The sequence below is a fragment of the Nocardioides sp. Z43_10 genome, assembly GCF_059766615.1.
In genome coordinates this window covers 186,971-200,408 of record NZ_JCBAJY010000006.1, presented here as the reverse complement: position 1 = coordinate 200,408, position 13,438 = coordinate 186,971, and the positions used below count along the sequence as shown (strand labels likewise).

Here is a 13,438-nt window from a genome sequence, read left to right as displayed (position 1 = left end):
CCTCAGCCGAGGGTCGAGGCCCCGACCGGTGGCGCCGGGACCGGCACCGGGACCGGGCGCAGGGTGCGCTCGGTGATCGAGCGCGAGCCGCGGCCGATGGCGACCATGCCCGACTGGACGAGCTCGCGGATGCCGAACGCCTCGAGCACCCGCAGGAAGTCGGCCAGCTTGGCGGCGTTCCCGGTGATCTGGATGGTGACCGCGTCGGTGGCGACGTCGATGACCTTGGCCCGGAAGATCTGGACGGTGTCCAGCACCTGACCGCGGGTCTCGGCGTCGGCGCGCACCTTGACCAGCATCAGCTCGCGGGTCACGCTCGCGCCGGGGTCGAGCTCGACGATCTTGATCACCTCGACCAGCTTGTTGAGCTGCTTGGTGACCTGCTCGAGCGGCGAGGTCTCGACGTTGACGACGATCGTCATCCGGGAGACCTCGGGGTGCTCGGTGGGCCCGACGGCCAGGCTGTCGATGTTGAAGCCCCGGCGGCTGAAGAGACCGGCGATGCGCGTCAGGACGCCCGGCTTGTTCTCGACCAGGACCGAGAGGGTGTGCTTGGTCATTGCGCTGCTCCTCAGAGGTCGTCTTCGTCGAACTGGGGGGCCAGGTCGCGGGCGTACTTGATGTCGTCGTTGCTGGTGCCGGCGGCCACCATCGGCCACACCATCGCATCGCGGTGGACGCGGAAGTCCACCACCACGGGCACGTCGTCGATCTCCATCGCCTTGTTGATCACCGCGTCGACGTCGGCCGGGCTGTCGCAGGAGAGTCCCACGCAGCCGTAGGCGTCGGCGAGCTTCACGAAGTCGGGGATCCGGATGGGCCCGCCGTGGCGCTGGAGGTTGGTGTTGGAGTAGCGCTCGTTGTAGAAGAGCGTCTGCCACTGGCGCACCATGCCGAGGGACTCGTTGTTGATCACCGCGACCTTGATCGGGATGCCCTCGATGGCACAGGTGGCGAGCTCCTGGTTGGTCATCTGGAAGCAGCCATCGCCGTCGATCGCCCAGACCGTGGTGTCCGGGCAGCCCACCTTGGCCCCCATCGCGGCGGGCACCGAGTAGCCCATCGTGCCGAGGCCCCCGGAGTTGAGCCAGGTGTTGGGGCGCTCGTACTTGATGAACTGGGCGGCCCACATCTGGTGCTGACCCACCCCGGAGGTGTAGATCGTGTCGGGCCCGGCGATGGCGCCGAGACGCTCCAGCACGTACTGCGGTGCGAGGGCGCCGCCCGGCGGGGTCTCGTAGCCGGGCGCGTACTTGACCTTGACCCCGGCCAGGAACTGCACCCAGGACTCGTAGTCGCCGGTGTTGCCGGCGTCGGCCTCGACGCGCAGGGCGGCGACCAGGTCGGCGATGACCTCGCGGCAGTCGCCGACGATGGGGACCTCGGCGTGGCGGTTCTTGCCGATCTCGGCAGGGTCGATGTCGGCGTGGATCACCTTGGCCGAGGGCGCGAACGAGTCGAGGTTGCCGGTGACCCGGTCGTCGAAGCGGGCGCCCAGGCTGATGATCAGGTCGCTGCGCTGCAGGGCGGCCACGGCCGCCACCGACCCGTGCATGCCCGGCATGCCCAGGTGCTGCGGGTGGCTGTCGGGGAACGCGCCGCGTGCCATCAGCGTGGTGACCACCGGCATGCCGGTCAGCTCGGCGAGCACGCGCAGCTCCTCGGAGGCACGGGCGCGGATGGTGCCGCCACCGACGTAGAGCACCGGGCGGCGCGACTCCAGGATGAGCCGGGCCGCCTCACGGATCTGCTTGCTGTGCGGACGGGTGACGGGCCGGTAGCCGGGGAGCTGCAGCTCGCCGGGCCAGCGGAAGTCGGTCATCGCCTGCAGCGCCGACTTGGCCACGTCGACCAGCACCGGGCCGGGCCGGCCGGTCGAGGCGATGTGGAAGGCCTCCGCGACGGTGCGCGGGATCTCCGCGGGGTCGGTGACCAGGAAGTTGTGCTTGGTGATCGGCATGGTGATGCCGCGGATGTCCGCCTCCTGGAAGGCGTCGGTGCCGATCGAGGAGGCGCCGACCTGACCGGTCACCGCGACCATCGGCACGGAGTCCATGTAGGCATCCGCGATCGGGGTGACCAGGTTGGTCGCGCCCGGGCCGGAGGTCGCCATGCACACGCCCACCCGGCCGGTCGCCGAGGCGTACCCCTGGGCGGCGTGGCCGGCTCCCTGCTCGTGGCGGACCAGGATGTGGCGGATCCGGGTGGAGTCCATCAGCGGGTCGTACGCCGGGAGGATCGCGCCGCCCGGGATGCCGAAGATGTTCTCCGCGCCCGCGCACTCGAGCGACTTGATCAGGCTCTGGGCGCCGGTGATCTGACCCTGACTCTGACTGCCCTGCTCGGCCATGTTCGTTCCCGTCTGTCTTGCGATCTGGTGCTGCTCGGACCAACAAAAAACCCCTCGGCCTGACGGCAGCGAGGGGCGGACGCGTGTGCGGTGAGACGAGGGGTCTCAGCTCACGCGTCGCGTGCATACAAGGAGGTCCATGCGCATGCACCTACGTTCGTGGTTGGCGCCGTCCGGCGTCAAGCGAGTGTGTCACGCGTCCCATATGTTGGTATCCGAATCTCACATGTTGGCGCATCACGTCGTTCAACACGTCCGGCGGCCGGCCCCGACCCGCGTCAGCGCCCTAGGCAGGTGCAGACACAGGCCTTGTTCCCCTCCGCGTCCGCCAGGACCCAGAAGGTCGGGGCCTCGGCTTCGTCCACCATCGTGCCACCCGCCGCCAGCGCGGCGGACACCCGCTCCTCGGCGTGGTCGTACGGCACGTGGATGTCGAGGTGGAAGCGCTGGCGCCCCGCGACGTCGGGGCCCGGTGGCGTCACCGCCTCCTGGAACCACAGCACCGGCAGCGGGCCGCCCTGGTCGCCCAGCTCCGCGTCGTACGTCGGGTGGTCGCCGAGGGCGAGCACGGCCCGCCAGAACGGCTTGACCAGCCGGTAGTCGGGGGTGTCGAGGGCCACCTCGAGGACCTGCACGGCCTGGGGCTCGGCGGTGACGCCCGCCTCGGCGGCGAGCTCGCTGATCCGCCGGGCCAGGCGTACGTCGCGCAGGGTGACCGCCCGGACGTCGTGGCTGGTGAGCCGCACGTCGAGGTGTCCGTAGCGCAGGTCCAGGTCGGGGTGGTGGTCCTCCTCGTCGGCCGCCTCGGCGATCGCGCGCAGCAGGCGCGTCCCGGTCCGGTGGTCGCCGGTGCGCAGCCGGGTGTGCAGCGACTGCAGCAGCTGGCGCCAGTCGGTCAGCTCCTCGGCGATCACCTCCTCGGAGCTGAGCGGGACGCTGTCCTCGGCGCTGGGCGCGGGGCTCATGGCAGCACCTCCTGTCCGATCGGCCCGGGGTTGCGGGCGATCTCCCAGCGGTAGCCGTCCGGGTCGCCGAAGTAGCCCGAGTAGCCGCCCCACTCGCGCTGCACGGCGTCGTGGACCGGCGCCGCGCCGGCTGCGCGCGCCGTACTCAGCGCCGCGTCGACCTCGGCGTCGGTGGCGACGTTGTGCGCCAGCGTGAACGGTGCCAACCCGTCGCCTCGCGCGATCGGCCCCACCTCCGCCTCGAAGGCGGCGGCGTCCCACAGCGAGAGCACCAGCCGCTCCCCCGCCTTGATCATCAGCACCTCGCCGGGCACGTCCAGCGCCGCCTGCCAGCCCAGGCCGTCGAGGTAGAATCGCCGGCTGGCGTCGAGGTCGGCCACCGCGAGCGTGATGAAGCTGATCCGCTGATCCATGCCACGCCTCTCAGTCGAAGGTCTGCGTGATCTCGTGTCGATCGCCGTCCACGACGACCCGCGCCCGGGCGCCGTTGACCAGTGGCAGGAACGGTTGCACGTGCCCGCACTCCACGTCGAGCACCAGCGGTACGCCGCGCTCACCGAGCGCGTCGAGGACCGCGTCGTGCTGGCTCATCGCGGCGCTGGGTGGAGCCGAGGTCCGCCCGATCAGCACCGCCCGGGCGTGCTCGAACCACCCGGCCAGGCGCAGCCCGTGCAGGCTCCGCGCGGTGTCGTAGGCCTCGGCCTCCGCCGCCTCGAGGTAGACGATCAGGCCCTCGTCGGCGTGCTCGCGCCCGAACCGGGCCACGTCGCCGTATGGCGTCGCGGCCAGGTGGTGGACGATCTCCAGGCAGCCGCCGACCAGTCGCCCGGTGACGTCGAGGCGGTCCGCGCCGACCAGGCGCCATCCACCCGCCGCGTCCAGGGTCATCTCCGCGACGGTCGGCTCCCCTTCGTAGTCGTCCCAGCCCGCGCTCCGGTACCGGCCCGGGCTGGCCTGAGTGAACGGCGACATCGCGCCCGCCACGTCGGTCCAGTGGACCAGGCCGGGAGCGGGGCGGTAGGGCGTGTCCATCAGGTTCGAGCCGTGCAGCGTCGCCCAGCCCAGCCGCGTGGTCAGCGCGAGCAGCACGGTGCAGAGGTCGCTGAAGCCCACCAGCCAGGTCGGCTCGGCCTGCGCCAGGGCGTCCCAGTCGAGCAGGTCGAGCAGGTCGATGGACAGCTCGCCTCCCCACGGCGGGACCACCGCGCGCACCTGCGGGTCGAGCAGCATCGCCTGCAGCTCGGCGGCGCGCTCGGGCGCCGGCGCGCTGACCGGGCCGTCACCCTCCACGCAGTCGCCGACCACCACGTCGTAGCCGCGCTCGCGGAGCACCTGCACACCGTGGTCGAGCCGGGCCCGCAGCGCCTCGGGGACGCCGGAGGAGGAGGCGGTGACGCCGATGCGGTCGCCGGGGACGAGGGGACGGGGATAGCGGATCAGCACGCTCAGACCCTGCCGTGCCCGGCCCCCAGAAGCAACCAGGTTGACGCCGCCGCGCCGTACGCCGGGCCGCCGCCCCGCCGCGCCACCGCCCCGCCGCGCGGCGCCGTACGCCGCGGCGCCGGGGACACGACGTACGCCGATTGGTCACAGACGGCGCTCAGAAGTCGGGAAACGCACCCGTTGGGGACCAAACGGCGACCTCTAGGACGCCGCCGCCACCCTCACCCACCCAGCACCTCCCGCGTCGCCAGCAGCCCGCGCCGCACCTCGTCGTACGACGTGGACAGCGGGGAGAGGCCCAGGCGCAGGCCGCCGGGGTCGCGGTAGTCGGGGATCACGTCGCGGCGCCACAGCGCCGCGGTGACCTCGCGCATCCGCGGGTGGCTGAGCGTCACGTGTCCCCCGCGCAGCCGGGCCTCGCGCGGCGAGGCGAGCGTGACGCCGAGGGGCGCCAGCAGCTCGTCGGCCAGCTCCACCGCGTAGTCGGTGAGCGCGACGGACTTGGCGCGGACCGCGGGCATGCCGACCTCGCCCAGCAGCGCGAGCATGTCCTGCACGGCGAGCATCCCGACGATCGGCGGGGTGCCGCTGAGGAAGCGGCGGATCCCCGCGGCCGGCGCGTAGTCGGGGCCCATCAGGAACGGATCGCGCGCCCCCATCCAGCCGCGCACGGGCTGGGTCAGGCTCTCCAGGTGGCGCTCGGCGACGTAGACGAACGCCGGGGCGCCGGGTCCGCCGTTGAGGTACTTGTAGCTGCACCCCACGGCCAGGTCCACCCCGGCCGCGTCCAGCTCGACGGGTACCGAGCCGACGGAGTGGCTGAGGTCCCACAGCACGAGCGCCCCGGCGTCGTGGGCGATCGCGGTGAGCCCGGAGAGGTCGGCGAGCCAGGCCGAGCGGTAGGCGACGTGGCTGAGCACGACCAGGGCCGTGTCCGCACCGACCGCCTCGGCCAGCTGCTCGGCGCCGACCCCGGCGGTGGCGTCGACGTCGATCCAGCGCAGCCGCAGCCCGCACTCCTGAGCGACCCCCTCGGCGACGTAGCGGTCGGTCGGGAAGTTGTCGCGGTCCACGACGATCTCGCTGCGTCCCGGACGTGCCGCGACCGCGGCCCGCATGGCCTTGTAGAGCAGCACCGTGGTCGAGTCGCCGATGGCGCACTGCCCGGGTGCGGCCCCCAGGCAGACCCGCCCGAGCTCGTCGCCGAGGGTGAGCGGGAGGTCGAACCAGCCCTCGTCCCAGCCGCGGATCAGGCGACCGCCCCACTCCTCGCGCACGAAGCCGGCGAGACGCTCGGCGGTGACCTCGAGCGGGCGGCCCAGCGAGTTGCCGTCCAGGTAGACCAGGTCGCCCCCGGCACCGACGAACCGCGCGCGCAGCGGCGCGAGCGGGTCGTCGGCGTCCAGCGCGGCGGCGTACGACGGGTCGCCGGGCCCCCCGCGCCGGGCCGAGGGCCCCCCCACGACTCAGCCGGTGACGGCGCCGACGGCGGCCGACTGCACGGTGCGCGCGTACTTGCCCAGCACGCCCTTGGTGTACTTCGGCGGGTTCGGCTCCCAGCCGACCTGGCGCGCCTCGAGCTCGTCGGCGTCCACCTCGAGCTCGAGCAGCCGGTTGGCCACGTCGAGGATAATCTGGTCGCCGTCGCGCACGAACGCGATCGGACCGGCGTCGACGGCCTCGGGGGCGACGTGCCCGACGCACAGGCCGGTGGTGCCGCCGGAGAAGCGGCCGTCGGTGAGCAGCAGCACGTCCTTGCCGAGCCCGGCGCCCTTGATGGCACCGGTGATCGCGAGCATCTCGCGCATCCCCGGACCGCCCTTGGGGCCCTCGTAGCGGATCACCACCACGTCCCCGGCGGAGATCCGGCCCTCGGAGAGCGCGTCCATCGCGGCCCGCTCCCCGTCGAAGACCCGGGCGGTGCCGCGGAAGACCTCGGTGTCGAAGCCGGCCGTCTTCACCACCGCGCCCTCGGGGGCCAGCGAGCCCTTGAGGATGGTCAGGCCGCCGGTCTTGTGGATCGGGCGCGACATCTCGCGGATCACCTCGCCGTCGACACCGGGAGGCGCGATGTCGGCGAGGTTCTCGGCGAGGGTCTTGCCGGTGACGGTGAGGCAGTCGCCGTGCATCAGGCCGGCGTCGAGCAGCACCTTCATCACCATCGGGATGCCGCCGACCTTGTCGACGTCGTTCATCACGAAGCGGCCGAAGGGCTTGAGGTCGCCGAGGTGCGGCACCTTGTCGCCGATCCGGTTGAAGTCGTCGAGCGTCAGCTCGACCTCGGCCTCGCGGGCGATCGCCAGCAGGTGCAGCACGACGTTCGTGGAGCCGCCCAGCGCCATCGCCACCGTGATGGCGTTCTCGAAGGCCTCCTTGGTCAGGATCTGGCGCGCGGTGATCCCCTTGCGCAGCAGGTTGACCACGGCCTCGCCGGACTTGTGGGCGAAGCCGTCGCGACGGCGGTCCACCGCCGGCGGCGCCGCCGAACCGGGCAGCGACATGCCGAGCGCCTCGGCGACCGAGGCCATCGTGTTGGCGGTGTACATACCGCCGCAGGCGCCCTCGCCGGGGCAGATCGCCCGCTCGATGCGGTCGACCTCCTCGCGGCTGATCTTGCCCGCCAGGCAGGCGCCGACCGCCTCGAAGGCGTCGATGATCGTGACGTCCTTGCCGTCGACCTGGCCGGGCATCGTCGAGCCCGCGTAGAGGAACACCGAGGCCAGGTCGAGGCGGGCCGCGGCCATCAGCATGCCGGGCAGCGACTTGTCGCAGCCGGCCAGCAGCACCGAGCCGTCGAGCCGCTCGGCGCTCATCACCACCTCGACGGAGTCGGCGATCACCTCACGCGAGACCAGCGAGAAGTGCATCCCCTCGTGCCCCATCGAGATGCCGTCGGAGACCGAGATCGTGCCGAACTCCAGCGGGTATCCGCCGCCGGCGTGCACGCCGTTCTTGACGGCCTTGGCCAGCCGATCCAGCGACAGGTTGCAGGGGGTGATCTCGTTCCACGACGAGGCGACGCCGATCTGCGGCTTGGCGAAGTCGTCGTCGCCCATCCCTACCGCACGCAGCATCCCGCGTGCGGCGGCCTTCTCGAGTCCGTCGGTGACGTCGCGGGAGCGGGGCTTGATGTCAGGGGTCTCGGGCGTCTTGCTCATGGCCCCAGGCTAGTGGGGAATGCGCAAAGGGTGTGCGTGGCCCTAGCCTTGGTCCGTGACCTGGGACGACTATTCCGCAGCCCTGTTCGACCTCGACGGCGTCATCACCCCGACCGCGGTCGTGCACATGCACGCCTGGGCCGCCATGTTCAACGAGTTCCTCACCGACGCGCCGGCCGATCTGGGGGGTGATCGCTCCCCCTACACCGACGCCGACTACTTCGCCCACGTCGACGGCAAGCCGCGCTACAGCGGGGTGCGCGACTTCCTTGCCTCGCGCGCCATCGTGCTGCCCGAGGGCGACCCCGAGGACGACCCCCGCGAGGCCACCGTGTGCGGTCTGGGCAACCGCAAGAACGTCGCCTTCAACGAGGTGCTCGAGCGGGAGGGCGTCGAGGCCTACCCCGGCTCGGTGAAGCTGCTCGACCACCTGCGCGACCAGGGCATGCCCCTGGCCGTGGTGTCCTCCTCGGCGAACGCCCCCGCGGTGCTGGCCGCCGCCGGCCTGCTCTCGCGGTTCGCGTGCATCGTCGACGGCCGGGTGGCCACCGAGATGGGCCTGGCCGGCAAGCCGGCGCCCGACACGTTCCTGCACGCGGCGAGCATGCTCGCCGTACCGCCTGAGCGGGCGGTGGTGATCGAGGACGCCGTCTCCGGCGTGCGCGCCGGCGCGGCCGGCGGCTTCGGGCTGGTCGTCGGCGTCGACCGCGGAGCCGGCGAGCAGGTGCTCCTCGACGCCGGCGCCGACCAGGTGGTCACCGACCTGGCGGAGCTCCTCGCGTGAGCACCGAGCGGCCCGACCAACTGCTGGACCGCCGGCGCTTCCCCGCCGATGAGTGGCAGCTGGTCGAGACCTCGCACGACCCGAGCGACCTGGGCGTCACCGAGACCCTGTTCACGGTCGCCAACGGCTACCTCGGGATGCGCGGCAACCCCGAGGAGGGACGCAACGCCCACAGCCACGGAACCTTCGTGAACGGGTTCCACGAGACCTGGCCGATCCGCCACGCCGAGTCCGCCTTCGGGTTCGCCCGGACCGGTCAGACCATGGTCAACGTCCCGGACGCCAAGGTCATGAAGATCTACGTCGACGACGAGCCGCTGATCATCGGCACCGCCGACCTCGAGCACTACGAGCGCACCCTGGACTTCCGCGACGGGCTGCTGCGCCGCAGCCTGATCTGGCGGACCCCGTCGGGCAAGCTGGTGCGCATCGACTCCACCCGGATGGTGTCGATGACCCAGCGCCACCTGGCGGTGCTCACCCTCGAGGTGACGATGCTGCAGGGCAGCGCGCCGATCGTCATCTCCTCGCAGATCCTCAACCGCCAGGACGGCAAGGACGAGTACCACGTCGCCGCGGCGGCGATGGGCGAGGGCATCGACCCGCGCAAGCACGGCGGGTTCGAGGAGCGGGTGCTGTTCCCCCGCCTCGACTACGCCCACGACGACCGGATGCTGCTGGGCTACCAGTGCGCCAACTCGCGGATGACGATCGCCGTCGCCGCCGACCATCAGCTGGAGACCGAGAACCACTACGACGCGCTCGTCGCCAGCGAGGACGACCTGGGCAAGATGGTCTTCGAGGTGGACGCCGTCGAGGGCCGCAGCATCCGGCTCACCAAGACCGTCGCCTACCACACCTCGCGTGGGGTGCCGGTGCGCGAGCTCTCCGACCGCTGCGACCGCACTCTCGACCGGGTCCGCCACCACGGCGTGGCGCACTACCACGCCGAGCAGCGAGCCTGGTACGACCGCTTCTGGGAACGCTCCGACGTCGTCGTGGACGCCGGACGGGAGACCCAGCAGGCCATCCGCTTCGCGCTCTTCCAGCTCGCCCAGGCCAGCGGCCGGGCCGACCAGCAGGGCATCCCCGCCAAGGGGGTGAGCGGCGCCGGCTACGAGGGGCACTACTTCTGGGACACCGAGATCTACGTGACCCCGTTCCTCGTCTACACCCAGCCCGAGATCGCCCGCGGCACGCTGCACTTCCGCACCCGGATGCTGCCGGCCGCGCGTGAGCGGGCCCGCGAGCTGGCCACCAGCGGGGCGATGTTCCCCTGGCGCACGATCAACGGCGAGGAGGCCTCGGCCTACTACGCCGCCGGGACCGCCCAGGTGCACATCGACGCCGACATCGCCTACGCCCTGAGCAAGTACATTCACGCCACCGGCGACCTGGACTTCCTGGTCCGCGACGGCGTCGACGTGCTGGTGGAGACCGCCCGGATGTGGGCCGACCTCGGCTTCTGGCGTCACAACGGCGGCCGCTCGTTCCACATCCACAGCGTCACCGGGCCCGACGAGTACACCACCGTGGTGAACAACAACCTGTTCACGAACGTGATGGCGCGCTACAACCTCGAGCACGCCTCCCACGCGGTCGAGGAGGTCCACAGGCTCCGGCCGGAGGCGTACGGGCAGATGGTGGCCCGCCTCGGCCTGCGCGAGGAGGAGCTCGAGGAGTGGCGCGAGTGCGCCGCCGGGATGTACATCCCCTTCGACGAGGGCCTGGCGATCCACCCCCAGGACGACCACTTCCTCGACCGCGAGGTCTGGGACCTCTCCCGCACCCCCGCCGCCCTGCGCCCGCTGATGCTGCACTACCACCCGCTGGTGATCTACCGCTTCCAGGTGCTCAAGCAGGCCGACGTCGTGCTGGCCACCTTCCTGCAGGGTGACCGGTTCACGATGGCGGAGAAGAAGGCGAACTTCGAGTACTACGACCCGATCACCACCGGCGACTCCACGCTGTCGGCGGTCGTGCAGTCGGTGATCGCGGCCGAGGTAGGCTACCACGAGGTGGCCATGCACTACTTCCGTCAGTGCCTCTACGTCGACCTGTGCAACCTGCACGGCAACACCGCGGACGGGATGCACATCGCCTCGGCCGGAGGTCTGTGGACGGCGCTGGTGAACGGCTTCGGCGGGATGCGCGACCACGACGGCCGGCTCAGCTTCGACCCGCGGCTGCCTGCGGCGTGGCCCTCGCTGAGCTTCAAGCTGATGTGGCGCGGCACCCGGGTCCGCTTCGAGCTGACCCAGACCCAGCTGTCGGCGCAGGTCGACGAGGGCACCGGGGAGGTCCCGTTCAGCCTGCGCGGCACCGAGTACGTCGTGCGCCCCGGCGAGCCGGTGTCGATCGCCATCGACGGCCACGGCCCACGCCAGGACGGCACGCTCGGCACCCGGCCGCTGCTGGGCGGGCGGCGCGCGGACGGGTCCCGGATCACCGCCGGAGTGCCCGACCCCAGCCGGCTTCCCGAGGACCTGTCCTCGATCGACGGGGTCCCGCCCCTGCCCGCGCAGCCCGGCCCGGGCTGAGGCCGGCCCCCACCTAGACGACCCCGGCGCGCACCACCATCACGTCGGGCAGGTCCCGGACCACCTCGCGCCAGCTCTCCCCGGCGTCGGCGGAGGCCCAGACGCTGCCGTTGCGCGCCCCGACGTACACGCCGGGGGTGGGGTGGGCGTCGACGCACATCGCGTCGCGCATCACCCCGACGAAGAACCCGTCGGGCAGCCCGTGGCGCAGCTCGCTCCAGGTCTCACCCGCGTCGCGCGAGCGCCAGACCGAGGCCCGCGCCTTCGGTGGGTAGCGGCCCACCGAGCCGTCGAGGGGGAAGACGTAGACGGTGTCGGGGTCGTGGGGGTGCACCACGATCGGGAAGCCGAAGTCGGCCGGCAGGCCCTCGGCGATGGAGATCCACGAGCCGCCCTCGTCGTCGGAGCGGTAGACCCCGCCGTGGTTCTGGGCGAAGAGCCGCTCGGGGCGGGCGGGGTGGCGCGCGACCTTGTGCACGCACTGGCCGAACTCGGGGTACTGCTCGCCCTCGGGCAGGAACTCGGCGCGGATGCCGCGGTTGCGCGGCTCCCAGCTGCGCCCGCCGTCGGTGGTGCGGTAGACCCCGCCGGTCGACAGCGCCGCGGTCACCGATCCGGGATCGCTGGGGTGCGGCAGCACGGTGTGGAAGGCCTGTCCGCCGAACCCGGCCGACCACTGCGGCCGGTGCGGGTGGTCCCACAACGCCTTCTCGAGCGCGAAGGTCTCGCCACCGTCCTCGGAGCGGAACACCGCGCCGGGCTCCGTGCCGGCCCACACCGTCCGCTCGCCGACCCCGGGCTGGAGCTGCCAGACGCGCTCCACCGAGGTGCCGGCCGACTCGGGGAACGCCAGTCCCCCCGGTTCCTGCCAGGTGCGGCCCAGGTCGTCGGAGCGGCACACCTGCGGGCCGGTCCACGGCGAGGACGCACCCACCAGCAGCCGCGGTGCCTCTCCCCGGGTGTCCACCAGAGCGGAGTAGACCTCCATCATGTCGAAGTGGGGGCCGTCCCACTCCCATCGCTCGCGGGCGTCGTCGGAGCGCCCGATCCACAGCCCCTTGCGCGTCCCGACCAGGAGCATCGTCGTCATCTCGCCTCCACAGGTGAGCCCGGCCCCGGGCGGGCCTGGTCGCGAGGGTGGACTCCCCCAGCGGCCAGGATTCATCGCCGACCCGTCACTGATGCGGGATCCCAGCGGCGTGTCGGTCGAGGCAGTGACGGGTCGGCGGGGTTGGGGGGGTGGGGTGAGGGGGTGGGGATAGGGTGCTGGGCTTTGGTGGGTGTGGCTGGGAGGGGCGGGGACGTGGGGCGAGCGGTGCTGCTGGTGCTCGTCGGGATCGCCTCGGTGCAGCTCGGCGCCGCCGTCGCCAAGGACCTCTTCGACCTGGCCTCCCCCACCACGCTGGTCTGGCTGCGGCTGGCCACCAGCACCGTGGTGCTCGTGGTGCTGGCCCGCCCGGCGCTGCGCGGCCGCTCACGCCACGACTGGCTGGTCGTGTGCGGCTTCGGCGCCAGCCTGGCGCTGATGAACTGGTCGATCTACCAGTCCTTCGCCCGGATCCCGCTGGGCATCGCGGTCACCATCGAGTTCGTCGGGCCGCTGAGCCTGGCGGTGCTGGGCTCACGGCGGGCCCGCGACCTGCTCTGGGTCGCGCTGGCCGCCGTGGGCGTGCTGCTGCTCGGCCTGCAGCCCGCCGACCTGGACTGGGTCGGGGTCGCCTTCGCCCTGCTCGCCGGCGCCGGCTGGGCGTCGTACATCCTGTTGAGCGCGAGCACCGGGGCCCGCTGGCCCGGCTTCAGCGGGCTGGCCGTGGCCAGCATCGTCGCCACCGCGCTGCTCACCCCCGCCGTCCTCTCCAGCGAGGGCAGCGCGCTGCTCGACCCCCGGGTGCTGCTGCTCGGCGCCCTGGTCGGGCTGCTCAGCTCGGTGCTGCCCTACAGCTGCGAGCTGGTGGCGCTGCGGACCCTGCCCCCGGCGCTCTTCGGCATCCTGATGAGCATCGAGCCGGCGGTGGCCGCGCTGGCCGCGGCGGTGCTGCTGCACGAGTTCCTCAGTCCGCTGCAGTGGCTGGCGCTGGCCTGCGTGGTGGCCGCGAGCGCGGGAGCCACCCGCTCGGCGGGAGCCCCGACCCACACCGAGCCGGTCCCGGACTGATCACGGGACGCGTTCACCCAGATGTCACCTGACGGTGACGCGC

Annotated in this window: 11 protein-coding genes; 3 read left to right on the top strand and 8 right to left on the bottom strand. The window is 72.2% G+C overall.

Going from position 1 to position 13,438, the window contains the following annotated elements; all coding sequences use genetic code 11:
* Nucleotides 1-2: 2 nt before the first annotated feature.
* The 7 genes from ilvN to ilvD all read right to left on the bottom strand — a co-directional run bounded on the left by ilvN (nucleotide 3) and on the right by ilvD (nucleotide 7,916).
* Nucleotides 3-560 carry an acetolactate synthase small subunit gene (gene ilvN, locus AC6EI4_RS12930; protein WP_498451708.1) on the bottom strand — a complete coding sequence of 186 codons (558 nt, stop codon included), beginning with the start codon at nucleotides 558-560 and terminating at the stop codon, nucleotides 3-5.
* Nucleotides 561-571: 11 nt separating this feature from the next.
* On the bottom strand, nucleotides 572-2,350 hold the full coding sequence (locus AC6EI4_RS12925) for an acetolactate synthase large subunit (protein WP_498422142.1): 1,779 nt from the start codon (nucleotides 2,348-2,350) through the stop codon (nucleotides 572-574).
* 278 nt (nucleotides 2,351-2,628) lie between these two features.
* Complete coding sequence (locus AC6EI4_RS12920) at nucleotides 2,629-3,315, bottom strand: 4a-hydroxytetrahydrobiopterin dehydratase (RefSeq protein ID WP_498422145.1); 687 nt, start codon at nucleotides 3,313-3,315, stop codon at nucleotides 2,629-2,631.
* Entirely contained in the window at nucleotides 3,312-3,728 is a 417-nt protein-coding gene (locus AC6EI4_RS12915) for a VOC family protein (RefSeq protein WP_498451707.1), read from the bottom strand. Before AC6EI4_RS12915 ends, AC6EI4_RS12920 begins: the two co-directional genes overlap by 4 nt.
* A 10-nt stretch (nucleotides 3,729-3,738) precedes the next feature.
* The gene (locus AC6EI4_RS12910) at nucleotides 3,739-4,758 is read right to left on the bottom strand and encodes a S66 family peptidase (protein WP_498451706.1); all 1,020 of its coding nucleotides are present in this window, start codon (nucleotides 4,756-4,758) and stop codon (nucleotides 3,739-3,741) included.
* A gap of 221 nt (nucleotides 4,759-4,979) precedes the next feature.
* Complete coding sequence (locus tag AC6EI4_RS12905) at nucleotides 4,980-6,221, bottom strand: kynureninase (RefSeq protein ID WP_498451705.1); 1,242 nt, start codon at nucleotides 6,219-6,221, stop codon at nucleotides 4,980-4,982.
* A 3-nt stretch (nucleotides 6,222-6,224) separates the two neighbouring features.
* Nucleotides 6,225-7,916 (bottom strand): dihydroxy-acid dehydratase, encoded by a 1,692-nt coding sequence (ilvD, locus tag AC6EI4_RS12900; RefSeq protein WP_498422151.1) that lies wholly within the window; start codon nucleotides 7,914-7,916, stop codon nucleotides 6,225-6,227.
* 55 nt (nucleotides 7,917-7,971) lie between these two features.
* On the opposite strand from ilvD, the gene AC6EI4_RS12895 reads away from it, so the two are divergent.
* Nucleotides 7,972-8,700 carry an HAD family hydrolase gene (locus AC6EI4_RS12895; RefSeq protein ID WP_498422153.1) on the top strand — a complete coding sequence of 243 codons (729 nt, stop codon included), beginning with the start codon at nucleotides 7,972-7,974 and terminating at the stop codon, nucleotides 8,698-8,700.
* Nucleotides 8,697-11,240, top strand: a complete 2,544-nt coding sequence (locus tag AC6EI4_RS12890; protein ID WP_498451704.1) for a glycoside hydrolase family 65 protein — start codon at nucleotides 8,697-8,699, stop codon at nucleotides 11,238-11,240. The genes AC6EI4_RS12895 and AC6EI4_RS12890 overlap by 4 nt, the downstream gene beginning before the upstream one ends.
* A 13-nt stretch (nucleotides 11,241-11,253) precedes the next feature.
* On the opposite strand, the gene AC6EI4_RS12885 is transcribed toward AC6EI4_RS12890, so the two are convergent.
* The gene (locus AC6EI4_RS12885; RefSeq protein ID WP_498451703.1) at nucleotides 11,254-12,330 is read right to left on the bottom strand and encodes a WD40/YVTN/BNR-like repeat-containing protein; all 1,077 of its coding nucleotides are present in this window, start codon (nucleotides 12,328-12,330) and stop codon (nucleotides 11,254-11,256) included.
* A gap of 213 nt (nucleotides 12,331-12,543) precedes the next feature.
* On the opposite strand from AC6EI4_RS12885, the gene AC6EI4_RS12880 reads away from it, so the two are divergent.
* Nucleotides 12,544-13,395 carry an EamA family transporter gene (locus AC6EI4_RS12880; RefSeq protein ID WP_498451702.1) on the top strand — a complete coding sequence of 284 codons (852 nt, stop codon included), beginning with the start codon at nucleotides 12,544-12,546 and terminating at the stop codon, nucleotides 13,393-13,395.
* Nucleotides 13,396-13,438: the final 43 nt, after the last annotated feature.